Annotated in this window: 24 protein-coding genes; 6 read left to right on the forward strand and 18 right to left on the reverse strand. The window is 67.8% G+C overall.

What is annotated here, in order from left to right; translation table 11 throughout:
* The 3 genes from A5651_RS03540 to A5651_RS03550 all read right to left on the reverse strand — a co-directional run.
* Positions 1 to 1,855, reverse strand: a 1,855-nt coding sequence (locus tag A5651_RS03540; protein ID WP_066975640.1) for a DUF2207 domain-containing protein, incomplete at its 3' end; no start/stop codon positions are given.
* 38 nt (positions 1,856 to 1,893) lie between these two features.
* Complete coding sequence (locus A5651_RS03545; protein ID WP_082943576.1) at positions 1,894 to 3,840, reverse strand: primosomal protein N'; 1,947 nt, start codon at positions 3,838 to 3,840, stop codon at positions 1,894 to 1,896.
* A gap of 95 nt (positions 3,841 to 3,935) precedes the next feature.
* Positions 3,936 to 4,691 (reverse strand): lysoplasmalogenase, encoded by a 756-nt coding sequence (locus A5651_RS03550; protein WP_066975644.1) that lies wholly within the window; start codon positions 4,689 to 4,691, stop codon positions 3,936 to 3,938.
* A gap of 25 nt (positions 4,692 to 4,716) precedes the next feature.
* Between A5651_RS03550 and A5651_RS03555 the strand changes: the two genes are divergently transcribed.
* Complete coding sequence (locus A5651_RS03555; RefSeq protein WP_066975646.1) at positions 4,717 to 6,198, forward strand: NAD(P)/FAD-dependent oxidoreductase; 1,482 nt, start codon at positions 4,717 to 4,719, stop codon at positions 6,196 to 6,198.
* 154 nt (positions 6,199 to 6,352) lie between these two features.
* Here the strand turns inward: A5651_RS03555 and metK are convergent, their stop codons facing one another.
* The 5 genes from metK to mihF form a co-directional block, all read right to left on the reverse strand.
* On the reverse strand, positions 6,353 to 7,561 hold the full coding sequence (metK, locus tag A5651_RS03560) for a methionine adenosyltransferase (protein WP_066975647.1): 1,209 nt from the start codon (positions 7,559 to 7,561) through the stop codon (positions 6,353 to 6,355).
* Between the two features lie 102 nt (positions 7,562 to 7,663).
* Positions 7,664 to 8,902 (reverse strand): bifunctional phosphopantothenoylcysteine decarboxylase/phosphopantothenate--cysteine ligase CoaBC, encoded by a 1,239-nt coding sequence (gene coaBC / locus A5651_RS03565; protein WP_066975649.1) that lies wholly within the window; start codon positions 8,900 to 8,902, stop codon positions 7,664 to 7,666.
* Between the two features lie 12 nt (positions 8,903 to 8,914).
* Entirely contained in the window at positions 8,915 to 9,229 is a 315-nt protein-coding gene (gene rpoZ / locus A5651_RS03570; protein ID WP_066975651.1) for a DNA-directed RNA polymerase subunit omega, read from the reverse strand.
* 53 nt (positions 9,230 to 9,282) lie between these two features.
* On the reverse strand, positions 9,283 to 9,867 hold the full coding sequence (gmk, locus tag A5651_RS03575; RefSeq protein WP_066975653.1) for a guanylate kinase: 585 nt from the start codon (positions 9,865 to 9,867) through the stop codon (positions 9,283 to 9,285).
* Between the two features lie 9 nt (positions 9,868 to 9,876).
* On the reverse strand, positions 9,877 to 10,194 hold the full coding sequence (mihF, locus tag A5651_RS03580; protein ID WP_003932123.1) for an integration host factor, actinobacterial type: 318 nt from the start codon (positions 10,192 to 10,194) through the stop codon (positions 9,877 to 9,879).
* Between the two features lie 534 nt (positions 10,195 to 10,728).
* Here mihF and A5651_RS03585 point away from each other — a divergent pair.
* Together A5651_RS03585 and A5651_RS03590 are read left to right on the forward strand one after the other, a co-directional pair.
* On the forward strand, positions 10,729 to 11,640 hold the full coding sequence (locus tag A5651_RS03585) for a DUF2330 domain-containing protein (RefSeq protein WP_231988542.1): 912 nt from the start codon (positions 10,729 to 10,731) through the stop codon (positions 11,638 to 11,640).
* A 146-nt stretch (positions 11,641 to 11,786) separates the two neighbouring features.
* Positions 11,787 to 12,119, forward strand: a complete 333-nt coding sequence (locus A5651_RS03590; protein WP_066975655.1) for a hypothetical protein — start codon at positions 11,787 to 11,789, stop codon at positions 12,117 to 12,119.
* A 16-nt stretch (positions 12,120 to 12,135) separates the two neighbouring features.
* On the opposite strand, the gene pyrF is transcribed toward A5651_RS03590, so the two are convergent.
* From pyrF to pyrR, 7 genes are all read right to left on the reverse strand, one after another.
* The gene (pyrF, locus tag A5651_RS03595) at positions 12,136 to 12,951 is read right to left on the reverse strand and encodes an orotidine-5'-phosphate decarboxylase (RefSeq protein WP_066975657.1); all 816 of its coding nucleotides are present in this window, start codon (positions 12,949 to 12,951) and stop codon (positions 12,136 to 12,138) included.
* A gap of 2 nt (positions 12,952 to 12,953) precedes the next feature.
* Entirely contained in the window at positions 12,954 to 16,292 is a 3,339-nt protein-coding gene (gene carB / locus A5651_RS03600; RefSeq protein ID WP_066975659.1) for a carbamoyl-phosphate synthase large subunit, read from the reverse strand.
* Between the two features lie 96 nt (positions 16,293 to 16,388).
* Positions 16,389 to 17,507 carry a glutamine-hydrolyzing carbamoyl-phosphate synthase small subunit gene (gene carA / locus A5651_RS03605; RefSeq protein WP_197496529.1) on the reverse strand — a complete coding sequence of 373 codons (1,119 nt, stop codon included), beginning with the start codon at positions 17,505 to 17,507 and terminating at the stop codon, positions 16,389 to 16,391.
* Positions 17,504 to 18,010 carry a transporter gene (locus tag A5651_RS03610; RefSeq protein WP_066975662.1) on the reverse strand — a complete coding sequence of 169 codons (507 nt, stop codon included), beginning with the start codon at positions 18,008 to 18,010 and terminating at the stop codon, positions 17,504 to 17,506. The genes carA and A5651_RS03610 overlap by 4 nt, the downstream gene beginning before the upstream one ends.
* 31 nt (positions 18,011 to 18,041) lie before the next feature.
* Positions 18,042 to 19,334: a dihydroorotase gene (locus tag A5651_RS03615; RefSeq protein WP_066975664.1), complete on the reverse strand. Its 1,293-nt coding sequence runs from the start codon at positions 19,332 to 19,334 to the stop codon at positions 18,042 to 18,044.
* Positions 19,331 to 20,278, reverse strand: coding sequence for an aspartate carbamoyltransferase catalytic subunit (locus A5651_RS03620; RefSeq protein ID WP_066975666.1), 948 nt, complete (start codon positions 20,276 to 20,278; stop codon positions 19,331 to 19,333). Before A5651_RS03620 ends, A5651_RS03615 begins: the two co-directional genes overlap by 4 nt.
* Positions 20,279 to 20,330: 52 nt before the next feature.
* The gene (pyrR, locus tag A5651_RS03625) at positions 20,331 to 20,912 is read right to left on the reverse strand and encodes a bifunctional pyr operon transcriptional regulator/uracil phosphoribosyltransferase PyrR (RefSeq protein WP_066975669.1); all 582 of its coding nucleotides are present in this window, start codon (positions 20,910 to 20,912) and stop codon (positions 20,331 to 20,333) included.
* 86 nt (positions 20,913 to 20,998) lie between these two features.
* Between pyrR and A5651_RS03630 the strand changes: the two genes are divergently transcribed.
* Positions 20,999 to 22,204 (forward strand): serine hydrolase, encoded by a 1,206-nt coding sequence (locus A5651_RS03630; RefSeq protein ID WP_066975671.1) that lies wholly within the window; start codon positions 20,999 to 21,001, stop codon positions 22,202 to 22,204.
* Positions 22,205 to 22,214: 10 nt separating this feature from the next.
* Complete coding sequence (locus tag A5651_RS03635; protein WP_066975792.1) at positions 22,215 to 23,447, forward strand: FAD-dependent monooxygenase; 1,233 nt, start codon at positions 22,215 to 22,217, stop codon at positions 23,445 to 23,447.
* On the opposite strand, the gene nusB is transcribed toward A5651_RS03635, so the two are convergent.
* The 3 genes from nusB to A5651_RS03650 all read right to left on the reverse strand — a co-directional run bounded on the left by nusB (position 23,423) and on the right by A5651_RS03650 (position 25,626).
* Positions 23,423 to 23,902 carry a transcription antitermination factor NusB gene (nusB, locus tag A5651_RS03640; RefSeq protein WP_066975672.1) on the reverse strand — a complete coding sequence of 160 codons (480 nt, stop codon included), beginning with the start codon at positions 23,900 to 23,902 and terminating at the stop codon, positions 23,423 to 23,425. The genes A5651_RS03635 and nusB overlap by 25 nt on opposite strands.
* An 8-nt stretch (positions 23,903 to 23,910) precedes the next feature.
* Positions 23,911 to 24,471: an elongation factor P gene (efp, locus tag A5651_RS03645; protein ID WP_066975674.1), complete on the reverse strand. Its 561-nt coding sequence runs from the start codon at positions 24,469 to 24,471 to the stop codon at positions 23,911 to 23,913.
* A 69-nt stretch (positions 24,472 to 24,540) separates the two neighbouring features.
* Complete coding sequence (locus tag A5651_RS03650) at positions 24,541 to 25,626, reverse strand: Xaa-Pro peptidase family protein (RefSeq protein ID WP_066975676.1); 1,086 nt, start codon at positions 25,624 to 25,626, stop codon at positions 24,541 to 24,543.
* A gap of 33 nt (positions 25,627 to 25,659) precedes the next feature.
* On the opposite strand from A5651_RS03650, the gene A5651_RS03655 reads away from it, so the two are divergent.
* Complete coding sequence (locus A5651_RS03655; protein WP_066975678.1) at positions 25,660 to 26,220, forward strand: B-4DMT family transporter; 561 nt, start codon at positions 25,660 to 25,662, stop codon at positions 26,218 to 26,220.
* Positions 26,221 to 26,234: the final 14 nt, after the last annotated feature.

Genomic DNA, 26,234 nt, shown 5'->3' on the forward strand with positions numbered 1-26,234 from the left:
GTTCGACTTCGCCGCGCGCAAGGATCTCTATACCGCCTACGTCCCCTTCGCCGTCGCCACCACCGCCACCGCCGCTGAAACCCCCGCTGCTGCTGCTGCCGCCGGACGACGACGATGCCTGCGATGCGGTGTAGGCGCCGATCGATGACGTCAGGGCCGACTCGAAACTGTCGAAGTTCACGCCGCCACCACCGCCACCGTCACCGCTGAAACCGGAGCTCGACGATGTGGACGACGATGGGTCATACCAACCCGGTTGGGGGGCGGGCGTACCCGTGGCGGTCTGGTACTTCTTGGCCCAGAGCGCGGCGGCCCCCGCCGCGACGGCGAAGGGGACGTAGGCGGTATAGAGATCCTTGCGCGCGGCGAAGTCGAACCGCGACTCGGCCGAATCGGTCACCAGCATGCGATGGAAACCGCCTGCCTGTGACCATAATTCGCGGCCCGCGGCGGTGCGGCGGGTTCCGACGCCGGCGCGCCACGACCGCACGGTGAACAAGAAGAATGCGGCGAACGGCAGGCCGAACGCGGTGATCGGGATGCCGAACCACAGCAGAAAACAGCACGCCGCCACGAGCAACGCGATCACGTTGACGGCTCGCAGCCACAGCTCCCTTCTGCGCTTGACCATCAGGCCACCGTCGAACGCCCACGCCTCGACGGCCTTGGCAATATCGGCCTTGGCCTTGTTGAGCTTCTCTCCAGACTTGACGGTTTTCTTCGCGTCGAACTCGCTGGGCCGGTCCACCTTCAGCACCGACCCGACCTTGCGGCTGACCGGATCGACCTGTTCCCAGTCGGCCTTCTCGGCGAGGCCGGTGATCCGCCAGTGCTGGTCATTGACCTGCGTCAGCTTGATCAACTGGCGCTCGGCGAGATAGAACAGCGTCGCGGTGAGCGCGGCCTTCGGTACGGCCTCGGTGCGGATGTACTCGGTCTGCACCGGTCCGAGACCCGACGGCGGAGCGTATTGCAGCGGAAATCCCGGTGATGACTCGACCGTGGTGCGGTACCAGAGGAAGCCGCCGAGGCCGAACGCCACTGTCAGGCCGAGGATCCCGGCCATGTCGCTCAACGAGGTACCGAAGATCCGGTCCCAGGTGTAGGGCCAGAGCAGTTCATCACGCGTCGGGGTCGGCACGTCGACACCCGCGCGCACCGTCACCGGCGTCCGGGCACCGAGGTAGTTGGCCGACAGCCGCACCGTTTTTCCGGTGACCGCGAAGTCGCTACATGGCGCGCCGACGCCGAACCCGAGCGCACACTGAGCACCGGTCACGTTGTCGGGCAAGGTCACCGAGACATCGACGTGGTGCATCCGGTTGTTCCACGAGCCCCCGACAACGTTCCAGAAGAACACCGACTGCGCTGGGCTCCGCTCCCCTGCCGAGCTGGCGAATCGCCTGTCGCTACCGGTGGTCCCGGGATCGAGCACACCGGGCACGGTGTAGCGGATCTCGAACACGTGGACGCCGACGCTGAGGTAGTCACCGGGATCGCCCATCTTGGCGATCCGGAACCGTTTCCCGTGGCTCCATCCCATGACGTACGGCGCGGGTGCACCGTCGACCGTCACCGACGTGACCTCAGGCACCTGCCGGACATACGGGTGGTTCGGGTTGGCGGTATCCCACCATTGGAACAGGCCGTGGCGTCCGCTGGGGAATTCGGCGGTGATGGTTTCCACGGCGTTCAGGCGTCCGTCGGCGTCGATGCGGAAGTCCGCCTTGAAATTGCTGAACACCACGGGGTCGTCGGGAGGTGACACTTCGTCGCTGCCAGTGAACAGCAGCGGCCATAGAAGCCCAAACACGATGAGCAGCAACGGAATCGACCAGCCGATGATCCGTCGCATGCCACCTCCACGATTCGCTCCGCTGCCGGATTCTCGCACTACCCTATGTGCAGCGGGTCCATTTGCACGCGAACCGGTTGCTGATCGTGGCGCGCAGTGAGCACCCCGGCGGCGCGTCGCAGCGCCGCGGCCAGCGCCAGCCCTTCGCTGCGGGGCGCCCGGACCAGCATCCGGGTGACGGGGCCCGCCGCGGGTGTGCCCGGCGGCCGCCGCGCCCCAGGCGGCAGATCCACGGGGCCCAGAAGCAACGCGGAGTCGGGCAGTTCGGCGATTTCCAGCAGGGCCGCCACGGCGTGCGGTGCGCCGTCGACGGCCGCCATGTGCGCCCCTGGCGGCAGGCCCACGTCGTCGCGGGCGTCGAGTTCGGCCTCGGCGTGCCCGACCGGATCCCAGCGGATCAGGGCCTGCACCGTCGACACCGCCGACTCGGCGACCACCGCGACCACCCCACCGTTCTCGCGGCTGCGGACCAGCGTGGCGGCCGCCATCCAGCGGCGCAGCGTGTCCTCTGCGGCGCGCAGATCCTGCCGGCCCAGCAGCGCCCAGACGTCGAGCAGCAGCGCGGCGCCGTAGCCGCCGTCGGCCACCGGCTCGGCGCCCGGTGTGGCGATGACAAGCGCCGGATCGCCGGATACGGCCGCAACCACGCTGTCGCCCCCGGAGGTGACGACGGTGACGCCGGGGAATGCCCGCCCCAGTTCCTCAGCGGTGCGGCGGGCTCCGACGACAACGGCGCGGACGCTGTCGGAGCCGCATCGGCTGCAGCGCAGCCCGGGTTCCTCGCGACCACACCAGCGGCACACCGCGCCGCTGGCGTCCCGGTCGGGCAGCGATAGTGGGCCGGTGCAGTGCCTGCAACGGGCCACGGTGCGGCAGCGGCCGCAGGCCAGCGCGGGCACGTAGCCCCGGCGGGGTACCTGCACGAGGACCGGGCGGCCGGCGTGGAGCGCCGAGCGCGCCGCCTGCAGCGCCATCGACGGCAGCCGGGCACTGAGCGCGGCCGGGTCGCGTTCCTGGGCGTAGCCGCTGTCTTCGAGGGCGATCACCCGCGGCGCCCTCGACCGCACCACCGGCCGCGGCGCCACCAGGTCGTGCGCCCACCCGCTGCGCACCATCGCCTGCGCCTCGGCGGTGCGCGAAAAACCGCCGATCATTGCGGCGCAACGTAATTGGTGTGCGCGTAGCATGCCGACCTCGCGGGCGTGCGGATAGGGTGCCCGCGGTTCGGCGAGGGTGTCGTCGCCGTCATCCCAGATGAGCACCAGCCCGAGATCGGCGACCGGGGCGAACACAGCGCTGCGCGTGCCGATCACCAACCGCGCCGACCCGCGTAGCACCGACAGCCAGCGCCGGTACCGCTGCGCGGGGCCGAGTCCCGCAGACAGCGCGACCACCCGGTCGTCGTCGACGAGCCTGGCGCAGGCGTCGCGCAGCACGTCGACGTCGCGTTGGTCGGGCACGATGGCGAGCACGCCGCGGCCCGCTGCCACGGTCGCGGCGGCGACCTCGGCCAGCCGGTCGGCCCACCGCTCGCCGGGCAACGCCTGCCAGACGGCCCTGGCGGCGCGCCCGTCGCGGAGCGCGGCGAAAAACTGTTCGCCCGTGCCGTATTCGGCCCATGCGGCCGTGTCGACGGGCTCGATGGTGACCGGCGGGGATTCGGGTGGCGCCTCCTTTTCCACATTGGCGTGCCGCGGCGGGATCGCCAGGCGCAGCACGTCGGCGCGGGTGCCCGCATAGCGCGCCGCGACGGCGTCGACCAACCTACGCACATCGGGGGTCAGCACGCGCTCGGCGGAGACCACCCGATCCAGCCAGCCCAGCTTTCCGACATGGTCTGTCTCCGAACGCCGTTCGAGAATGAACGCATCGACCAGGCGGCCGTGGAAGCGCACGCGGACCCGCACGCCGGGTTGTGCGTCATCCGATTGCTCGGCTGCGACCAGATAGTCGAAATCTCGATCGAGGTGCGGCACCGTGAGCATGGGCAGCACCCGGGCGATGGGTTCGTGCTCTGCCCGATTCTTTATGCTCCTCGCGTCCGCCCGGCCTTTCTTGCTCCTCGCCTGCGCCGGTTTGCTCACACCAACCGTCTAACAGAGGGGTCGGACGTACGGCCGAAAAAGAAGCCGGCGGTGATCAACACCAACGATGTGGCGTACACCCACCAGATCGGCACCGCCAGCGCTTCGGATCCCAACACGAACTTGTTGATGCCGATCATGGCGTCCGACACCGCGAAGCACACCGCGCCCACGGCCGTCCACGGTGTCGGCAGCCGGGCGAGCAGCGCCGCGCAGACCATGGCGCCTAGCACGGCGATGTAGACCGTCACCGGGACCACCATGTTCTCGGCGATGAGCTTTGGCCAGAACCAGACGAGCAGTGCGATGCACGCCGCCACCACAGCGGCGGCCGCCATCGACCTCGGCGTCGACCGCCCGCGCAGCGGTAGCAGCGCGGCCAGGAAGCACAGATGCGCAACGAGGAAGGCGGCAAGTCCGAGCACGAACGACGGCTGCCACCACGGGATCGCCAGCAGGAAGTCACCCGCGGCAGAGCCCGTCAGGGCAGGCACGAGCCAGCGACGCTCCCTGCCGATGGGATGGGTGACCGCAGCGGCCGCGAGCAGGACGGCCGGGGCGGCCTTGACCGCCGGCTGCAACCAGAACTGTCCGGCGAGCTCGGAACCGGCGGGCAACCGGAACGCCGTGACGATCAGGAACACGCCGTAGCATGCGGCGACGGCCACGGCTGTCTGCCAGAGAAGACGTGTTCGTCGCTGGGGGTTCGTTACCGAGGAGAAGCCGGCCTTCCCGGCATCGGTGGACGCCATTCTGGTGAAGGTACACAGTGGAGGGATGGAGACAGTGCCCGACCACGACACCGTCATCGTCGGTGCCGGATTCTCCGGTATCGGCACCGCCGTCCTGCTCGACAAGGCGGGCATGGGCGACTACCTGGTGATCGAGGCCGCCGACGGTCCCGGCGGCACGTGGTACTGGAACACCTATCCCGGTATCGCCGTCGACATTCCCTCGTTCTCGTACCAGTTCTCCTTCGAGCAGAACCCCGACTGGACGCGTACCTACGCGCCGGGCCGTGAGCTCAAGGCGTATGCCGAACACTGCGTTGACAAGTACGGGCTGGCAAGCCGGATCCGGTTCGGCACCAAGGTGCTCAGCGCGGTGTTCGACGAACGGACCGACCTGTGGCACATCGAGACCGAACCAGGTGGCCGCGTCACGGCGCGGTTCCTGGTCAATGCGGGCGGTGTGCTGACCACCCCCAAGCTGCCCGATATAGATGGCGTGGACTCGTTTGCGGGCGTGACCATGCATACCGCTCGGTGGGACCACAGCCAGGATCTGGCAGGCAAGCGCGTCGCGATCATCGGCACCGGAGCGTCTGCGGTTCAAGTGATCCCGGAGATCGCGCCAATTGTCGAGCACCTCACCGTTTTTCAGCGCACCCCGATCTGGTGCTTCCCGAAGGCCGACGTCCCGCTGCCGCCCGCAGCCCGGTGGGCGATGCGACTTCCCGGCGGTAAGGCGCTGCAGCGCATGCTCAGCCAGGCCTATGTCGAGTTGACGTTTCCGCTTGCGGCGCAATACTTCACGATGAACCCGATGGCCCAGCGGGCACCGCGGCTCGGGAAGGCTTATCTCCGCAGGGAGGTCAAGGACCCCGTCGTGCGGGACAAGCTGACGCCGCGATACGCGGTGGGCTGCAAGCGGCCCGGGTTTCACAACACCTACCTGTCGACGTTCAACCGCGACAACGTCACCCTGGTCACCGAGCCGATCGAGAAGATCACCGGCTCGGGTGTCGCCACCGCCGACGGCGACACCCATGAGGTCGACGTGCTCATCCTCGCGACGGGTTTCAAAGTGATGGACCCCGATGACGTGCTGACCTACTCGGTCGCCGGGCGCGACGGCCGCATGCTGAGCCAGTACTGGAGCGACCACCGGCTGCAGGCCTATGAGGGTGTGAGCATTCCGGGATTTCCGAACTTCTTCACGGTGTTCGGGCCGTACGGCTACGTCGGCTCGTCGTATTTCGCGCTGATCGAGACGCAGAGCCACCACATTGTGCGCTGCCTCGAGCACGCGAAGCGTCGCGGGGCCACCCGCGTCGAGGTGACGCAGGAGGCCAACGACCGCTACTTCGACGAGATGATGCGCAAGCGGCATCGTCAGATCTTCTGGCAGGACAGCTGCGCGCTGGCCAATAGCTATTATTTCGACCGCAACGGCGATGTACCGCTGCGGCCGGCCAGCACGGTGGAGGCGTACTGGCGCAGCCGCCGCTTCCCGCTGCGCGACTACGCGTTCACCTGATAGCGCCCCAACCGACAAATGGGCGCAAAGTGCGAGTAGAACGCAGCTTTTCGCCGATCTCGGCGGGACTAGACGGCGCTCGTCGCATCCGACTCTCCCCCGCAAGCGGGAGGTGCCCCCACAACGCGGCTCGTACCTCGCCGCTTGATCGTCGTCAGACGGAGGCCTTCAGGTCGTCGACCTTGTTCAGCTGCTCCCACGGCAGCTCCACATCCGTGCGGCCGAAGTGGCCGTAGGCGGCGGTCTGCGCGTAGATGGGCCGCAACAGGTCCAGGTCACGGACGATCGCGCCGGGACGCAGGTCGAACACCGACGAGATGGCCTTCTCGATGCGGGCCGGGTCGACGGTCTCGGTGCCGAAGGTCTCGACGAACAGCCCGACCGGGGCCGCCTTGCCGATGGCGTAGGCCACCTGCACCTCGATGCGCTCCGCAAGGCCGGCTGCGACCACGTTCTTTGCCACCCAGCGCATCGCGTACGCCGCCGACCGGTCCACTTTGGAGGGATCCTTGCCGGAGAACGCGCCGCCGCCGTGACGGGCCCAGCCGCCGTAGGTGTCGACGATGATCTTGCGGCCGGTCAGACCCGCGTCTCCCATCGGACCGCCGAGCACGAACTTGCCCGTCGGGTTGACCAGCAGCCGGAAGTCGGAGGTGTCCAGCGTGTCGTGGTTCAGGTCGGCCAGCACGGTGTTGACGACCTTCTCCCGGATGTCCGGGGTCAGGGTGCCGTCGAGGTCGATGCCCGCGGCGTGCTGGGTAGACAGTACGACGGTGTCCAGCCGAACCGGGGTGGTGCCGTCGTACTGGACGGTGACCTGGGTCTTGCCGTCGGGACGCAGGTAGTCGAGCACGCCGTTCTTGCGAACCTCGGTCAGCCGACGCGACAGGCGGTGCGCCAGCGCGATCGGCAGCGGCATGAATTCCGGAGTGTCCTTGATGGCGTAGCCGAACATCAGACCCTGATCGCCGGCGCCCTGGGCGTCCAGCGGGTCGCCGGCACCCTCCACGCGGGCCTCGTGGGCGGTGTCGACGCCCTGAGCGATGTCGGGCGACTGGCGGCCGATGCCGATGTTGACGCCGCAGGTTTCCCCGTCGAAGCCCTTATCCGACGAGTCGTAACCGATTTCCAGGATGCGGTCGCGCACGGTCTGGTTGATGTCGGCGAACGCTTCCTTGGCCGAGGTGGTCACCTCGCCGATGACATGCACCTGGCCGGTGGTAACAGCGGTCTCGACCGCGACCCGAGACTTCGGATCGTCGGCCAGCAGCGCGTCGAGTACCGAGTCGCTGATCGCGTCGCAGATCTTGTCGGGGTGTCCTTCCGTCACCGACTCACTGGTGAACAGCCGACCTTCGCTCACGGTTCATTCCTCTCGCTGCACTCTCTGATTAGAAAGTTAGTTGACCAAATTATATGTGCGCCCAGTTGCACCCAAGCGTGTGCCCCCGGCGCGCGCAACCCCTTAGATCCTGTTGTGCAAAAAAGCCGCGATCGCGTCCACGATACGGCTGGCCATTAGAGTCTTCGAACCGTGCTCCAGCGCCGACTCGGTGCCGTCGGATGCCAGCAGCCAGCCGTCGTTGCTGTCCACCTCGAATGCCCGGTTCTCCCCGACGGCGTTGACCACGAGCAAGTCACATCCTTTGCGGGCCAGCTTGGCACGGGCATGGAACAGCACGTCACCGTTCGCGTCGCCGGTCTCGGCGGCGAACCCGACTATCGCGCGCATGTTGGGCAGCTGGCCGTCCGCGCGGGCCCGCACCGCACCGGCCAGCACGTCGTCGGTGCGCGTCAGTTCGATGGAGGTGGGCTCGGACGCGCCCTTCTTGATCTTGTTGGTCTCCACGTGCGCGGGCCGGAAATCGGCGACGGCCGCCGCCATCACCAGGACGTGTGCGTCGGGCGCGTGCTTGGACACGGCGTCCTTGAGCTGGGCGGCCGATCCGATGTGGACGACGTCGACGTCGGCCGGGTCGACCAACCCGGCAGTGTTGCCCGCGATCAGCGTCACGTCGGCGCCGCGCTGCGCGGCCACCCGCGCCACCGCGTAGCCCTGCTTGCCCGAGGAGCGATTGCCGACGAAACGGACGGGGTCGATCGGTTCGCGGGTGCCGCCCGCGGACACCAGCACCTTGACGCCGGCGAGGTCGTAGGGCAGCGCGTCCGCGCGCTCGAGAAGAAGCTGGGCCAGCGTGGTGATCTCTTCGGCCTCAGGCAGCCGTCCAGCGCCGCTGTCGGCCCCGGTGAGCCTGCCTGAAGCCGGTTCGAGGACGACGGCTCCGCGGCGGCGCAGCGTGGCCACGTTGTCGACTGTGGCGGGGTGGAACCACATCTCGGTATGCATCGCAGGCGCGAATAGCACCGGACATCGCGCGGTCAGCAGGGTGGCGGTCAGCAAGTCGTCGGCCCGGCCGGCGACAGCACGGGCGAGCAGGTCCGCGGTGGCCGGGGCGACGACGACGAGGTCGGCCTCTTGCCCGATGCGGACATGCGGCACTTCGTGGACATCGTCCCAGACGCCGGTGTGGACGGGGTTGCCCGACAGCGCCTCAAAGGTCGCGGCGCCGACGAATCGCAGAGCGGATTCGGTCGGGACGACACGCACGGAGTGCCCGGCCTCGGTGAGCTGGCGAACCACCGTGCAGGCCTTGTAGGCCGCGATACCCCCGGATACGCCGACGATGATCCGCTTGCGGTCCATGGGGTCGCCCGGCTACTCGCCCTCGGTGTGCTCGAGCAGGTCTTCGTGGATCTCGCGCAGCGCGATCGACAACGGCTTCTCCTGCAGGCCGGGTTCGACCAGCGGACCGACGTATTCGAGGATGCCGTCGCCGAGCTGGTTGTAGTAGTCGTTGATCTGGCGGGCGCGCTTGGCGGCGTAGATCACCAACGCGTACTTGCTCGACGCGCGGTCAAGCAGCTCATCGATGGGCGGGTTGGTGATGCCCAGCGGTGTGTCGTAGCCGCTGTGGGACGTATCGAGATCCTCGACGGCGGCCAACGGCGCGTCGGCGTGCGGGGTGCTCACGAAAAAATTCTCCTGGCGTTTTGGTGAAAGCTCAAAATGGCTTGCGGGCCGGCTTACCTGCGGGCCACCAGCAAGGATACCAATTCGGCGCAGGCTGACTCCAATTGGCTGTTCACGACAACCCGGTCGAAGTCGTCCTGAGCGGCCAGTTCGGCACGGGCCGTCGCGAGCCTGCGGGTCATCACGTCGGCGGTTTCGGTGCCGCGCCCGGTAAGCCGGCTTTCCAGCACCTCCCAACTGGGCGGCGCGAGAAACACCGTCAGGGCTTCGGGCATGGCCTGTTTGACGGCGCGGGCACCGGCCAGGTCGACCTCGATGAGCACCGGGCGGCCGGCCGCAGTTGCCTCTCGTATCGGCTGGGCGGGCGTCCCCGAGCGGTGCAGCCCGCCATGGATTTCGGCCCACTCGAGAAGTGCGCCGTCGTCGATCAACTGCTGAAAACGTTCCGGCGTGACAAACGAGTAATCGACACCGTCGACCTCACCAGGTCGTGGATCCCTGGTGGTTACGGACACGCTGAAATGCAGGTCGGGAATGCGTTCGCGTAGGCACCGCACGACCGTCGACTTCCCGACGGCAGACGGGCCGGACAGCACCACCACCGGGGCCTTGCTATCCGGCCCTCCGCCTTCGCTCACCGACCTCCCTTACGAGAAGTCGAACTTTTCCAGCAGCGCCTTCCGCTGACGATCGCCGAGGCCACGCAGCCTGCGGGTGGGGGCGATCTCGAGCTCGGTCATGATTTCCTGCGCCTTGACCTTGCCGACCTTGGGCAACGCCTCCAGGAGCGCAGAAACCTTCATCTTGCCCAAGACCTCGTCGGTCTCGGCGTCCTTCAGCACCTGCTTGAGGTTGGTGCCGCCGCGCTTGAGCCGATCCTTGAGTTCGGCTCGTGCTCGACGTGCGGCAGCAGCCTTCTCCAACGCTGCCGCGCGCTGTTCGTCGGTCAACTGGGGAAGGGCCACGGGTTCCTCCGTCTCGTCACCATCACTGTTTTGTCTCGACTGATTCACTACACCAGCCAGCAGCGACGACCGTACCCACGCATCCTGACGAAAGCGAACCCCACCCCCGGGTTCTGGCCCCAAAAGCCCTGCGTGCTCACCGGGGCCGCAACCGGCCGCGGGAACGTGTGGGAACACTGTGATTGGCGGGATTTCCGAAGAAATGCCTGCATAGAGCAGGTTTTTGAGCTTTTTATCCATCCTGAGGGCCGCTGGGACCGCCTCTTTTACCCGCTCGGCATGTCTTTGACCCGGGCGAAAAAGAAAATTCTGCCTGGTCATCGAGTTTCGGGCGTGTCGTAGGGTCTGGGCGTCACAGTGCGCACATAGCTTCGTGGGTGTGTTCGGGGTGTGCCTGCGAGCCTGCGGGGTCGTCGCGCTGCTGTTGGGCGGCCTGGCGGCGGCCCTCTCCGCACCAGCGCGGGCGTGCGGCTGTGGCGCCTACATCCCCAGCCAGCGGGGCGCTGCGGTGGTCGACGAGCGGGCGCTGGTGGCGTGGGAGGCACGCGTGAGGACATTCTCATGGCGTTGCGCGTCAGCGGGAGCTCCGAGAGCGCCGCGTGGGTGATGCCGGTGCCCTCGGCCGCCGAGGTGTCGCTCGGTGACGCGGGGGTGTTCGCCGAACTCGGCAGGCTCACCGCGCCCCGCATCGAGACCCGCGACTCGTGGTGGCCGACGTTCGACTGGCTGACCGCATCGGACCCGTCCGGTGGCGAGACGGCGGGCGCGCGGCCGGGTGCCGGCGTCGACGTGCTGGGGCACCAGCCGATCGGGCCGTTCGATGTCACCCGGCTTGCCGCGCGTGACGCGGCGGCGCTGGCCGGGTGGCTGACCGACAACGGCTTCGACCACCCCAATGGTCTCGAAAGCAACCTCGCGGCCTACGTCGCCGATCGGTGGGAGATCGTCGCGGTCAAACTCATCCCCGCTACCCACGGTGAATCGCTGACCGGCGACCTGCAGCCGCTGCGGCTGTCCTTCGTCTCCGATGAGGTCGTCTATCCCATGCGCCTGTCCCGCTCGGCCACGACTCCCCAGACCGTCGACCTCTACGTGATGGCCGACCACCGCATGGATCCGACGTCGGTTCCGGTGGCGAACAATGCACCGACTCTCGAATTCGCCGGCCGGATCGAGCGGGCCGACGTCTCCCAGGCGCTGGCCGACTTCGTCGGCGAAGGCACGTTTCTGACCCGATGGAACGACGCCATCGCTGTGCCCACCGCCATCGGCGGCGACTACATATTCCACGCCGCCAACGCCGACACGGCGTATCAACAGGTCATCTACCGCGAACGCAACCGCGGCGACCTCACCGGGTTGGCGTTACTGGCCCTGATCGGGCTGACTGTGATGATCGTCGTCGTCGCGCTGGCCCGGGGTAAGCGCAGCCGAAGCACACCGTAATCCCGTTGCTCCCGAGGGGTTTTCGGATCGTTATTCGGTCCACAGCGTGTGCCTAACCGCGACACAGTGCGGGCTCACAAGGCGTCCCTAGCGTCGTCGAGGTGAGGCGAACACGCGCCCACACGTGAACAAGTGGAGTGAGATCTATGACCTTCAAACGGGCCGCTGCGGCATCGACGCTTGTCGCAGGAGTTGCGCTAGCCGGATTGTTCGGCGCCGGGCTCGGCACGGCGTCGGCGGACTCCGGTCACCCGTGCAACGCGCCGGGCGCACCCGCATGCCAGGATCAGCACCGCGACGATCGCGGCCGAAACGACGACCGAGGGCCGGCCCCGGTGGACTGGCAGCACCGCGGCATCGATCAAGCCCGCAACGACCACCAGCCGTTCAACTGGAACGGTCAGCAGGTCACGCCGATGCCGGCAGGAAACGGCGCGGGCTGGGGCTTCTGGTTCCTCGGCACCTGGATTCCGCTGTAGCAGTCAAGCGGTGGTGTCACGCCAGATAGGCCACCGCGTCGCGCATCTGCTCAGCTGCTGCCCGCAGCGCCTCGGCGTCGGGGCCCGCACGCAGGATTTCCCGGGAGACCGCGGGCAGCAGCTGGCCGGGCCGCGCTCCGCCGAAGCCGCGCAGCGCATCGGGCCGGCCGCCCTGCGCGCCGACGCCGGGCACCAACACGGGGCCGTTGAGCGAGCCGACGTCCGGAGGCGACGCCAGCGTCGCGCCGACGACCACACCCACCGAGCCGGGCCCGGGCGAGGCGGCGTTGACGGCAGCGGCGGCACCGACGATCGACTGCGCGACGGTGCTGTCGTCGGTGCGGGCGTTCTGCACCGACGCGCCTTCGGGGTTGGACGTGGCCGCCAGAACGAATACGCCGCGGCCGTTGTCCGCGGCGAGGTCCAGAAGGGGTTGCAGCGCACCGAATCCGAGGTAGGGCGACGCCGTGACGGCGTCGGCCGACAGCGCGGAGTCGCCCACCCACGCCTGCGCGTACGCGGCCATCGTCGAGCCGATGTCTCCGCGCTTGGCGTCGGCGAGCACCAGCACACCCTCGGCGCGCAACGCGGCGATCGTGCCTTCCAGCACGGTGAAACCGGCGGCGCCGCACGCCTCGAAGAACGCGACCTGCGGCTTGACGATCGCAAACCCTGCAAACGCGGCGACGCAGGCGTCGCTGAACCGTTGGAGACCGTCGGCGTCGGCGGTCAGTCCCCATGCGCGCAGCAGTTCGGGATGCGGATCGATCCCCGGGCACAGCGGCCCCCGCGCGGCGAGGGCGTCGGCGAGCCGCGCGCCGAATCCGCCCATCGTCAGTGCTCCAGCGTGCTGTGCAGTTCCTGAAGCGACATGACGCCGATGTCGCCGCGAATGCCTGCCTCGATTCCCTGCACGGCGGCCGAGGCGCCCTGCACCGTCGTGACGCAGGGAATGTTCATCGCCACTGCGGCCGAGCGGATCTCGTAGCCGTCGATGCGCGGGCCGGAGTTGCCGTAAGGGGTGTTGATCACCATGTCGACATCGCCGGCCTTGATGGCGTCGACCGCCGACACCTCCGGCCTTCCCTCGCCTGGCGACTCGAAATGCTTGCGGACCTCATCGCACGGGATGCCATTGCGGCGCAGCATTTCTGCGGTTCCTCCGGTGGCCAGCACGCGGAAGCCGAGGTCGGCGAGCCGCTTGACCGGGAACACCAGCGAGCGTTTGTCGCGGTTGGCCACCGAGACGAACACCGTGCCCCGGGCGGGTAGCGATCCGTAGGCGGCGGTCTGGCTCTTGGCGAAGGCGCTGCCGAAGTCGTGGTCGATGCCCATCACTTCACCGGTCGACTTCATCTCCGGTCCGAGCAGCGAGTCGATGTTGGAGCCGTCGGCCTTGCGGAAGCGGTGGAACGGCAGCACGGCTTCTTTCACCGCCACCGGGGCATTGCGCGGGGTGGTGGCCCCGTCGCCGGACGCCGCGAGCAGTCCTTCGTCGCGCAGCTGCGCGATGCTGGCGCCGAGCATGACGCGCGCGCACGCTTTGGCCAGCGGCACCGCCGTCGCCTTCGACACGAACGGCACCGTTCGGCTGGCGCGGGGATTGGCTTCCAGCACGTAGAGCACGTCGTCTTTCAGCGCGTACTGCACGTTGAGCAGGCCGACAACGCCGATGCCGTGGGCGATCGCCTCGGTGGCCTTGCGCACATTCTCAATGTCGCTGCGGCCCAATGTGACTGGTGGGAGCGCACATGCGGAGTCGCCGGAGTGGATGCCGGCCTCCTCGATGTGCTCCATGATTCCGCCGATGTAGACCTCGGTGCCGTCGCACAGCGCGTCGACGTCGATCTCGATGGCGTCTTCGAGGAAGCGATCGACGAGCACCGGGTGTTCGGGCGACAGTTCGGTGGCGCGGGTGATGTAACCATGCAAGGTTTCGTCGTCGTAGACGATCTCCATGCCGCGCCCGCCCAGCACGTATGACGGACGCACCAGCACCGGGTACCCGATGTCGGCGGCGATGCGGCGGGCCTGGTCGAAGCTGGTCGCGGTGCCGAACCGCGGCGCGGGCAGGCCTGCGGTGCGCAGCACCTCGCCGAAGGCGCCGCGGTCCTCGGCCAGATCGATCGCCTTCGGGCTGGTGCCCACGATCGGCACACCGGCCTGCTCCAGGCGCTCCGCTAGGCCAAGCGGGGTCTGGCCGCCGAGCTGGACGATGACGCCTGCGACGCCGGGACCGCCAGCGCCGGAGGCTGATTCGGCGTAGAACACCTCGAGGACGTCTTCGAAGGTCAGCGGCTCGAAATACAACCGGTCGGCGGTGTCGTAGTCGGTGGACACCGTCTCGGGGTTGCAGTTGACCATCACGGTCTCGAATCCGGCCTCCGACAGCGTGGTTGCGGCGTGCACGCAGCTGTAGTCGAACTCAATGCCTTGGCCGATGCGGTTGGGTCCCGATCCGAGAATGAGCACCTTGGGCTTGTCGGTCTGGGGCGCCACTTCGGTTTCTGCGGCGGGGTCGAGCTCATAGCTGCTGTAGTGGTAGGGCGTCTTGGCCTCGAACTCGGCGGCGCAGGTGTCGACGGTCTTGTACACCGGGTGGATGCCGAGCCGTTGGCGCAGTGCCCGGACACCGACCTCGCCGGCGAGTTCCGGTCGCAACGCGGCGATTTGGCGGTCGGATAGGCCGCTGTGCTTGCTGCGCCGCAGCAGCTGTGCGTCTAGCACCGGGGCGTCGAGCAGCTCGGCCCGCAGCGCGACGAGCCCGTTGATCTGCTCGACGAACCAGAGGTCGACGCCCGAGGCCGCCGCCACCTCTTCGACGCTGGCACCGAGCCGCAGCGCGAGCTCGATGTCGTAGAGCCTGCCGTCGGTAGGAGTCTTGAGCCGCGCCAGCACTTCGGCGACGTCACCGTCTGGATCGGGTCCGGTCCAGAAGCCCGCGCGGCCCGTCTCCAGCGACCGCATCACCTTGCCGAGCGCCTCGATGAAGTTGCGGCCCAACGACATCGCTTCGCCGACGGACTTCATCGTAGTGGTCAGCGTCGGGTCGGCGCCCGGAAACTTCTCGAACGCGAACCGCGGCGCCTTGACGACGACGTAGTCCAGCGTGGGCTCGAAACAGGCCGGGGTTTCCTTGGTGATGTCGTTGAGGATCTCGTCGAGCGTGTACCCGATCGCCAGCTTTGCTGCGATCTTGGCGATCGGAAAGCCCGTCGCCTTCGATGCCAGCGCCGAGGACCGCGACACCCGCGGGTTCATCTCGATGACGATCAGCCGGCCGTCGGACGGGTTGATCGCGAATTGGATGTTGCAGCCGCCGGTGTCGACGCCGACCTCGCGCAGGACGGCGATGCCGAGATCACGCATGCGCTGGTATTCGCGGTCGGTCAGCGTCATGGCGGGGGCCACGGTTACCGAGTCGCCGGTGTGCACGCCCATCGGGTCGAAGTTCTCGATCGAGCACACGACCACCACGTTGTCGTGGCCGTCGCGCATCAGCTCGAGCTCGAACTCCTTCCACCCGTAGATGGATTCCTCGATCAGCACGTTGGCCGACGGGGACGCAGCCAGTCCGTCGCCGGCCATCCGCTCGACGTCCTCGGCCGAGTACGCCATGCCCGAGCCGAGCCCGCCCATGGTGAAGCTGGGCCGCACGACGACGGGAAGGCCGAGTTCGGAGACGGTCTCGCGGACTTCGTCCATGGTGAAACACACTCGCGAGCGGGCCGATTCGCCGCCCACCTTGGCGACGATGTCCTTGAACCGCTGCCGGTCCTCGCCGCGCTGGATCGCCTCGAAGTCGGCGCCGATCAGTTCGACGCCGTAGCGGTCGAGGGCACCGTTCTCGTACAGGGAGACGGCGGTGTTCAGCGCCGTCTGTCCGCCGAGGGTGGCCAGCAGGGCGTCGATCTTGTTGCCGCGCTCGGCCTGTTGTCTGATGACCCGTTCGACGAATGCCGGGGTGATCGGCTCGACGTAGGTGTGGTCGGCGAACTCCGGATCGGTCATGATCGTGGCCGGGTTGGAGTTGATCAGCGTCACCTGCAAACCCTCGGCGCGCAGCACGCGGCACGCCTGCGTGCCCGAGTAGTCGAACTCGGCGGCCTGCCCGATGAGGATCGGCCCCGACCCGATCACCAGGATGTGGTTGAGGTCTGTCCGCTTAGGCACTCACGCACCCCCTCCCAGGTCGCGGGGTCACCGGCGCGAGCACGCAATCTTGTACGCAGAAAGCCCCCAAATCAGTACCAGGATGTGCGGTCGCGGTCATCGCTCACCTGCGATCAGGTCGATGAACTGGTCGAAGAGGTAGTTGGCGTCGTGCGGGCCTGCCGCGGCCTCGGGGTGGTACTGCACCGAGAATGCCCGGCCGTCAACGAGTTTCACACCTTCGACGACGCCGTCGTTGGCGCAGGTGTGGCTGACCTCGGCGGTCCCGAACGGGGTGTCGAACTTCTCCCCCGCCTCGCCCTCCAGCGCGAAGCCGTGGTTCTGTGCGGTGATGGCGACCCGTCCGGTGGCGTGCTCGATGACCGGCACGTTGATGCCGCGATGGCCGAACACCATCTTGTACGTCGAAAGGCCCAGCGCGCGACCGAGGATCTGGTTGCCGAAGCAGATGCCGAACAAGGGGATGCCGGCACCGAGCACACCGCGGGTGACGCCGACGATGTGGTCGGCGGTGGCCGGGTCGCCGGGTCCGTTGGACAAGAACACACCGTCGGGTTTGAGGTCGGCAATCTGCTCGAAGGTCGCCGAGGACGGCAGCACATGGCTGCGGATACCGCGTTGCGCGAAGTTGCGGGGCGTATTCGTTTTGATGCCGAGGTCGACCGCAACCACCGTGAACCGTTGCGGCCCTTCGGATTCCACGACATAGCCGTCGCCGGTGCTGACCTGGCCGGCCAGGTCGGCGCCGAGCATCGACGGCTGGCTGCGCACCCGTTCCAGCAGCTCCTCCGGCTCGGCCAGGGCGGGCCCGCTGAATATCCCGGCCTTCATCGACCCGAAGTTGCGGAGGTGCCGCACCACCGCGCGGGTGTCGATGCCCGCGATGCCGACGATGCCTTGGCGGACGAGTTCGTCCTCGAGGGTCCCGCTGGCCCGCCAGTTCGACGCCCGAGGCGAGGGGTCACGCACCGCATAGCCGGCCACCCAGATCTTGTCGCCGCGGCTCTCGGCATCCTCGGTATTCCAACCGGTGTTGCCGATCTGCGGCGCGGTGGCGATCACAATCTGGCGGTGGTAGCTGGGGTCGGTCAGCGTCTCCTGATAGCCCGACATGCCGGTGGAAAACACCGCCTCGCCGAGCGTCTCTCCGACCGCCCCGAACGCGGTGCCGGTGAAGATGCGCCCGTCGTCGAGGACGAGCAGGGCCTTACTCAAGCGGCTTCCTCCTCCCCGAGCCATTGCGCGTATTGCGCTCGGTCATTCCCGCGAAAACCGGTGTCGATCTCTGTTCCCGACGGTAACCGCCACCGGATCGCCAGGATCCCGTGGTGCGTCAGGGCTTTGCCTGCGATGCCACGCTCGGTGCGGATCCCGATGATCGACTCGTCGGGGATCCAGATCGGGTGGCCGCCGCTGCGCTGCAGCATGATGCCTTCGGGGTAGCGAGTCAGCACGCCCTTCGTGCGGTACCCGAGGTCGCCGACCGCGATGCGGTCTTGCCAGCTGGGCGCCAGCGTACTGCCGACGTAGAGGCCTTTGGTCGGCGCGACGATGGCCGGCCCGACGGTGTCCGGGATCGGCGGCAGGGTCCCGATCAGCTCGGCCTGGCGTTCCGCTCGGTGTCGCCAGCCGCGCACCATCGCCTGAACAGCAAACCCGATCGCCACCGCGATCGCGGCCGCGATGACCAGCGAGCCGATTAACGTGCCGGTGTTCATGCGCGATCCGCCCGCGCTACTCGCTGAAGGTTCATGCTGGCGATTTTCCGTCCCGCGCCGTGACTTTGCCACGAAGCAACGTCAACGTCACGACGCCGGGCAGTGTCATCGCCTCGTAGGGGGTGTTGTCCGACCGGCTGGCCAGCTCGGTGCCGGCGACCGTCCACGTCGCATCCGGATCCACGACGGTCAGGTTCGCGGGCTCGCCGACCTCGAGCGGCCTGCCATGATCGGGCAGCCCCACGATGGCGGCCGGCTTCTCGCTCATCACGCGCGCGACATCGCGCCAGGTGAGCAGCCCGGGCCGCACCATGGTTTCGACCACCACCGACAGCGCCGTCTGCAAGCCCAGCATGCCGGGCCGGGCGTTGGCGAACTCACACATCTTCTCGTGCTCGGCGTGCGGGGCGTGATCGGTGGCCACGCAGTCGATGACGCCGTCGACCAGCGCCTGCCGCAGGGCCTGCGCGTCGCTGGCCTCGCGCAGCGGCGGGTTGACGCGATTGCGCCCGTCGTAGCTGGCCAGCCGGTTGTCATCGAGCAGCAGGTGGTGCGGCGTCACCTCGGCGGTGATCGAAATGCCTTGCGCCTTAGCCCATCTGATGATTTCGACCGTGCCGGCGGTCGAGGCGTGGCAGATGTGCACCCTCGCCCCCGCGTCACGGGCCAGCAACGCATCGCGGGCCACGATCGACTCCTCGGCGGCGCGCGGCCAGCCGGCCAGCCCCAGCCGCGCGGCGTTGGGGCCTTCATGCGCCACGGCGCCGACGGTCAGCCGCGGTTCCTCGGCGTGCTGGGCGATCAGCACACCAAGACCGGTGGCGTATTCGAGGGCGCGGCGCATCACCAACGGGTCGTGCACGCAGATGCCGTCGTCGGAAAACATCCGGACCTGGCCTGCGCCGGCGGCCATCATCCCCATCTCGGTCAACTGCGTGCCGGCGAGGCCCATGGTGACCGCGCCGACCGGGTGCACGTCAACCAGCCCGACCTGCTGGCCGCGGTGCCACACATGGTCGGTGACGACCGGGCTATCGGCCACCGGATTGGTGTTAGCCATCGCGAACACCGCGGTGTAGCCGCCCAAAGCCGCCGCCGCCGAACCGGTTTCGATGTCTTCGGCGTACTCGCGGCCCGGCTCCCGCAGGTGGGTGTGCAGGTCGACGAAGCCAGGCAGCACCACGTGGTCGGTGGCGTCGACGACATCGGCGTCGTCGGGCAGCGGGAGCTTCGTCCCGATGTCGGCGATCTGACCGTCGTCGACCAGCACGTCGACACGGTCCCCTTCGCCGTAGAGCCGCACCCCCCGAATGACGACGCTCATGCGTTGACCTCCGACTCGGCGCCAACCAGCAGGTGGAACAGCACCGCCATCCTGATGTGCACACCGTTGGAAACCTGTTGCAGCACAGCCGATTGCGTCGAGTCGGCAACCGACGACGAGATCTCCATCCCCCGGAGCATCGGCCCGGGGTGCAGCACGACGGCGTTGCCGGGCAGCATCGCCTGCCGCTTTTCCGACAGACCGTAGAGCGTCGAGTACTCCCGCGCCGAGGGGAAGAACCCGCCGGTCATCCGTTCGGCCTGCACCCGCAGCATCAACACCGCGTCGGCGACGGGCAGCTCGGCGTCGAGGTCATGCGAAACGGTCACCGGCCAGCCCGCTACACCGACGGGCAGCAGTGTCGGCGGCGCCACGAGCACCACCTCGGCGCCGAGCGTGTGCAGCAGCAGCACGTTGGAGCGGGCCACCCGGCTGTGCAGCACGTCGCCGACGATCACGATCCGCTTGCCCTCGATGTCGCCGAGGCGCTGGCGGATGGTCAGCGCGTCAAGCAGCGCCTGCGTCGGATGCTCGTGGGTGCCGTCGCCGGCGTTGATCACCGACGGGCCGCCGTCGTCGGTGGCCGTCCACTCGGCGAGCTGCTGAGCCGCACCCGATGCGGAGTGCCGGATGATCAACGCGTCGGCGCCCGCTGCGCGCAGTGTCAACGCGGTGTCGCGCAGCGACTCACCCTTGGCAACCGACGATCCCGATGAGCTGACGTTGATGACGTCGGCGCTCATCCACTTGCCGGCCACCTCGAACGACACCCGGGTGCGGGTCGAGTTTTCGTAGAACATCGTGATGACCGTGCGCCCGCGCAGGGTCGGCAGCTTCTTGACCTCGCGGCCCAACAGCGAGTCGCGGAACCGGTCGGCGTCATCGAGGATCGCGATCGCCTGATCGCGGGTGAGGTCGGCCGCTGACAGCAGATGACGAGTCATCGGTGCCTCCCGTCCCCTGCTCTTCGAGCGTGGCCCCACTTTGCGCAAACGCTCATCGCACAGGACCTCCGTGGGACGCGATCCGCACGCCGTCGTGGCCGTCGTGCTCGGTCAGCCGCACCTTGATGTTGTCGTTGCGCGAGGTCGGCACGTTCTTGCCGACGTAGTCGGCGCGCAGCGGGAACTCGCGGTGGCCGCGGTCGACGAAGACGGCCAGCTGCACCGCGCGCGGCCGCCCGATGTCGCGCAAGGCGTCGAGCGCCGCGCGGACCGTGCGTCCGGAGTACAAGACGTCGTCGACCAGCACCACGATCGTGCCGTCGATGCCGTCGTCGGGAATCGAGGTGTCCTCCAGCGGCCGAGGCGGTTTGGTGTTGAGGTCGTCGCGGTAGAGCGTGATGTCCAGAGCGCCGTGCGGGACGTCGACGCCGGCGAACTCACGAATCTTCTCCGCCAGCCGGGCCGCGAGCGCGACGCCGCGGGTCGGGATGCCGAGAAGGACGACGCGGGGCGCGTCGGGCCCGTCGAGTGCAGTCTTCTCGATGATTTCGTGGGCGATGCGGGAAATGGTCCGACCGACGTCCGCCGCGGTCATCAATTCCCGGTCGGTGTCTAAAGGGTCGGTGGCGCCCAAGCGGCCGTGACCTCCTTCTCCGCCTCTCGGGACGGATCGTTAAAGGACGTCGAACTGTCGGGCAGCTTACCAGTACCCTGGCGCCGATGAATCTCGACGGCAACCGTGCGTCCGTATCCGAAGCGATCGATGCGGGCCTGCTCGCTGGGGCCGTCACGTTGGTGTGGCAGGCCGGCGAGGTCCGGCAGGTCAACGAACTCGGCTACCGCGACGTCGAAGCCCGCCTGCCGATGCGACGCGACACCATGTTCCGGATCGCCTCGATGACCAAACCGATCACGGTGGCCGCGGCGATGTCGCTGGTCGACGAGGGCAGGCTCGGGTTGACCGATCCGGTCACCAAATGGCTCCCGGAGTTTTCGGCGCTTCGCGTGATGAAGGACACCGACGGCCCGCTCGACGACACCGTGCCCGCCGAGCGGCCGATCACGATCGACGACCTGATGACCCACCGCAGCGGGCTGGCGTACGTCTTCTCGGTGGTCGGCCCGCTGGCCCGCGCGTACGGGAAGCTGTCGCACCGGCAGGACCAGGACGGCTGGCTGGCAGACCTCGCCGCGCTGCCGCTGGCCCACCAGCCCGGCGCCCGGCTGACCTACAGCGTGTCCACCGATGTGCTCGGCATCGTGTTGTCGCGCGTCGAGGGCAAGCCGCTCGCAGAGGTGCTGGCCGAGCGCATCTTCGGCCCGCTCGGCATGCGCGACACCGGGTTCAGCGTCGGCCCCAGCGGTCGGCAGCGTGCGGCGACGATGTACCAACTCGGGCCCGACAACACATTGCGCCACGACTCGATGGGCCCGGCGCGCATCACCGATCCCCCGCTGTGCAGCGGCGGGGCAGGTCTGTGGTCGACGGCCGACGACTACCTGCGCTTCGCCCGGATGCTGCTGGCGGGCGGGACGTTGGACGGCACGCGCGTGCTGTCCGAGGAGTCCGTCCGGTTGATGCGCACCGACCAGTTGACCGAGCAGCAGCGGCAGTACCCGTTTCTCGGCATGCCGTACTGGATCGGCCGCGGCTTCGGCCTGAACCTCGCGGTGATCACCGACCCCGCCAAGTCGCGGCAGTTGTTCGGACCCGGCGGCAAGGGCGCGTTCACGTGGCCGGGTGCCTACGGAACGTGGTGGCAGGCCGACCCGTCAGCGGACCTCATCCTCATCTACCTGATCCAGAATCAGCCCGACATGTCGGGTGATTCGGCCGCCGCGGTGTCAGGAAACACCTCGCTGGCCAAACTCCAAGGCGTGCAACCGAAATTCGTTCGCCGGACGTACCAAGCACTCGGCCTCTAGTCTGGTGCCCGTGGCACAACCGACCGTCGTCATCAGCGGCGCTGGTATCGCCGGATCCTCTCTCGCCTTCTGGCTCGCCAGGTCGGGCTACCGCGTGATCGTCATCGAGATCGCCGACGGCATACGTCCAGGCGGCCAGACCGTCGATCTGCGCGGCGCCGGCGGAGACGTCGTCGAACGCATGGGTCTGATGCCCCAAATGCGCGCCCGCGCCGTCAAACAACGTGGCGTGGCGTGGGTGGCGTCCGACGGCAGCCACCGCGCCGAGATGCCGGTGACCGCCTTCAACGGCAACGGGCTGGTCTCGAAGCTGGAAATGCTGCGCGGTGATCTCGCCGAGGTGCTCTACGACGCCAGCAAAGACGCGGTCGAATACCGGTTCGACACACGGATTTCCGCGTTGCATCAGGACGACGACGGCGTCGAAGTCACCTTGGCCGACGGCACACAGCTGCGCGCCGACCTCGTCGTCGGGGCCGACGGCCCGCACTCGGCGGTACGCGGCATGGTGTTCGGGCCCGAGGACGAATTCGTCAAGCCGCTCGGCGGGTACAACGCATGGTTCACCGCGCCCGACCACGTCGGCGTGGACGGCTGGTTTCTGATGTACCAGGCCCCCGGTGGTCTCAACGCATCCATGCGACCCACCCATGACCCCGCAATGGCCAAGGCGGGCCTGGCTTTTGCCTCGGAACCCATCAGCTACGACCGGCACAACGTCGACGAGCAGCGGCAGCTGCTGATCGAGCGGTTCGCCGGCGCGGGATGGCAGTGCGATGCGCTGCTGTCAGCCGCCCAGGACGCCGACGACTTCTACTTCGACGCGTTCCTTCAGGTGCACATGCCGTCGTGGACGTCGGGTCGAGTGGCGCTCGTTGGTGACGCGGGATACTGCGCATCGCCGCTCAGCGGCATGGGCACCAGTCTGGCGTTGGTCGGCGCATACATCCTCGCCGGTGAACTCGGCTCCGCCGATTCCTTTGACGAGCAATCGATTCCGGACGCGTTCGACCGCTACCAGAAGACCATGCGCCCCTACGTCGACAAATGCCAGGACCTGCCCAACAGCCTGGACCGCTACGCCCCGCACACCGCGTCGGACATCGCGATCAACATCGCGGTGATGAAGTGGATGCAGCGCTGGCCGTTTCGGCCCATCGCGGCCAAATTGTGGTTCACCACAGCGGATTCCGTCGACCTGCCCGACTACGCAACGAGTCAGGCGTCGTCGGATCCGGCCTGAAGAGCCGCCGACGCGGCGCGAATCTGGGGCGTCACCAACATGACCTGACCGAGAACACCGTTGACGAACCCCGGCGAGTCGTCAGTGGACAGGTGCTTGGCCAGCTCGACGGCCTCGTCGACGGCGACGGGCTCGGGAACGTCGTCGGCGTGCAGCAGTTCCCAGACCGCCACGCGCAGGATCGCCCGGTCCACAGCCGGCAATCGGTCCAGCGTCCAGCCCTGCAGATGCGCGGAAATCAGGTCGTCGATGTGGGCGGCGTGCTGTGTGACGCCGTTGGCCACCGTCACCGTGTATGGGTTCAGCGGCGAAATGTCGGATTGGCTCTGCGCCAACGCTTCTCGCGCTTCAGCGGCTTCGGCAGGGGTGATGCCGCGGGCCTCCGCCTCGAACAACAAGTCGACGGCCCGCTTACGGGCCTGGTGCCTGCCCCGGTCGGGCTTGGGCTTGGTCAATTCAGGTGTCAATTCACTCGGCCCAGATAACTGCCGTCGCGAGAATCGACCTTGAGCTTGTCGCCCGTGTTGATGAACAGCGGCACCTGAATCTCGGCGCCGGTCTCGACTGTCGCCGGCTTGGTGCCCGCACTGGACCGGTCGCCTTGCAAACCGGGCTCGGTATGGGTGACCACGAGCTCGATGGTGACCGGCAGCTCGATGTAGAGCGCCGTGCCGTTGTGGAACGCAACCTGCACGGGCAGGCCCTCGAGCAGGAAGCGCGCGTTGTCTCCGACCAGCGACTCCGGCAGATGGTGCTGCTCGTAATCCTCGCTGTCCATGAACACGAAGTCCGTGCCGTCCTTGTACAGGTAGGTGGTGTCGCGGCGGTCCACCGTTGCGGTCTCGACCTTGACCCCGGCATTGAACGTCTTGTCGACGACCTTGCCGGAGAGCACGTTCTTCAGCTTGGTACGCACGAACGCGGGGCCCTTGCCCGGCTTGACGTGCTGGAACTCGACTATGGACCACAGCTGGCCATCAATGTTCAGAACGAGCCCGTTCTTGAAGTCGGCAGTCGATGCCACGGCGGTATTACTCCTCGTCTCTCAATGTCTCTCAACGTCTCAACGTCTCTCAATGTCTCTCGATGTCTCTCAGTCGAGAATGGTCAGTTCCTTGGGGAACTGGGTAAGCAATTCGGACGTCGCCTCGCACACGACCAAGGTGTCCTCGATGCGGACACCGCCGCGATCGGGCAGATAGACACCGGGCTCCACGGTCACCGCGGAGCCAGCAAGGAGTGTACCGGCGGCTGAGGCGTTGATTCCCGGCGCTTCGTGGATCTCCAGCCCGACGCCGTGGCCGAGGCCGTGGGTGAAGTTGTCGGCGTAGTCGGCTTCGGCGATCACCCGACGGGACGCGGCGTCGACGTCTTTGAGCGCGACGTCGGGTGCGACGGCCTCCCGACCGGCCTGCTGGGCCGCGGCCACCAGTTGATAGAGGTCGAGCTGCCATTGCGCAGCAGGCCCCAACACGAACGTGCGCGTCATGTCGGAGTGGTAGCCGCACACCAGCGCGCCGAAGTCGATCTTGACGAAGTCACCCGCGGTGAGCACGGCGTCGGTCGGCCGATGGTGCGGGATCGCGGAGTTGGCACCGGTCGCCACGATCGTCTCGAACGACACACCGTCGGCGCCGTGGTCGAGCATCAACGATTCCAGCTCGCGGCCGACCGCCTTCTCCGTCCGGCCCGGACGCAGGCCGCCCCGCTCCACCAGGTCGGCCAGCGCAGCGTCGGCCGCTTCGCAGGCCAGCCGCAGCAGGGCGATTTCACCGGCGTCCTTGACCTCGCGCAGCGACTCGACGATGCCTGCCGCACGCACCAGCTCCGTTTCCGCGGCCTGCTTGGCCAACGCGTCGAATCCCTCGACCGTGACGACGTGGCTTTCGAAGCCGAGTCGACGCACGCCGACCTCAGCGGCCCGACCGGCGAGAAACGGCCCGCACGCCCGCTCGATGACGATTTCGGCGTCGGGGGCCTGCTGAGCAGCCTGGGTGCGGTACCGACCGTCGGTGGCCAGCACCGGGGTGTCGTCTTCGGAGCGAATCAGCAGGGCCGCGTTGGAGCCGGTGAATCCCGACAGATAACGCACGTTGACCAGGCGCGTTACCAGCAGCGCGTCCAGCCCCTCCGAGGAGAGTCGCTGCCGCAGCCGATCTCGACGCTGGGATATAGTCACAGGTCTTGACGCTACTCGCTAAGGTGATGCCCCATGAGTAAGTGGTTGCTGCGCGGACTGGTGTTCGCGGCCCTGATGGTATTCATCCGCCTGGTGCAGGGCGCGGCGATCAACGCGTGGGAAACCAAGGCCGCCTTGATCAGCATCACCCTCGTCGTCATCTACTCCGTCCTCGTATTCATCTGGGGACTCGCCGACGGCCGCTCCGACGCACGCGCCAATCGCGACCCCGACCGTCGCCAGGACCTGTCGATGACCTGGCTGCTCGCCGGCCTGTTCGCGGGCATCGTCAGCGGTGCCGTGGCCTGGCTGATCTCGCTGTTCTACAAGAGCCTCTATGTCGGTGGGCTGATCAACGAGCTCACCACCTTCGCGGCGTTCACCGCGCTGTTGACGTTCGTCTTCGCGATCGCCGGCGTGGCGCTCGGACACTGGCTGGTCGACCGCAAGACGCCGGACGAGCCGCGCAAGCGTCACGGCGACGCCGCCGACGACGATGAAGAGCGCGCCGACACCGACGTGTTCGCCGCGGTTCGGCACCCGGGTGAGTCGTCCGACGAGGCGCCGACCGAGCGCCACCCGGAACGGGGCTGACCTTCCGTCGCGCC

Origin of the sequence: Mycobacterium sp. 1274761.0, assembly GCF_001668615.1 — a bacterium.
Classification (GTDB): Bacteria; Actinomycetota; Actinomycetes; order Mycobacteriales; family Mycobacteriaceae; genus Mycobacterium.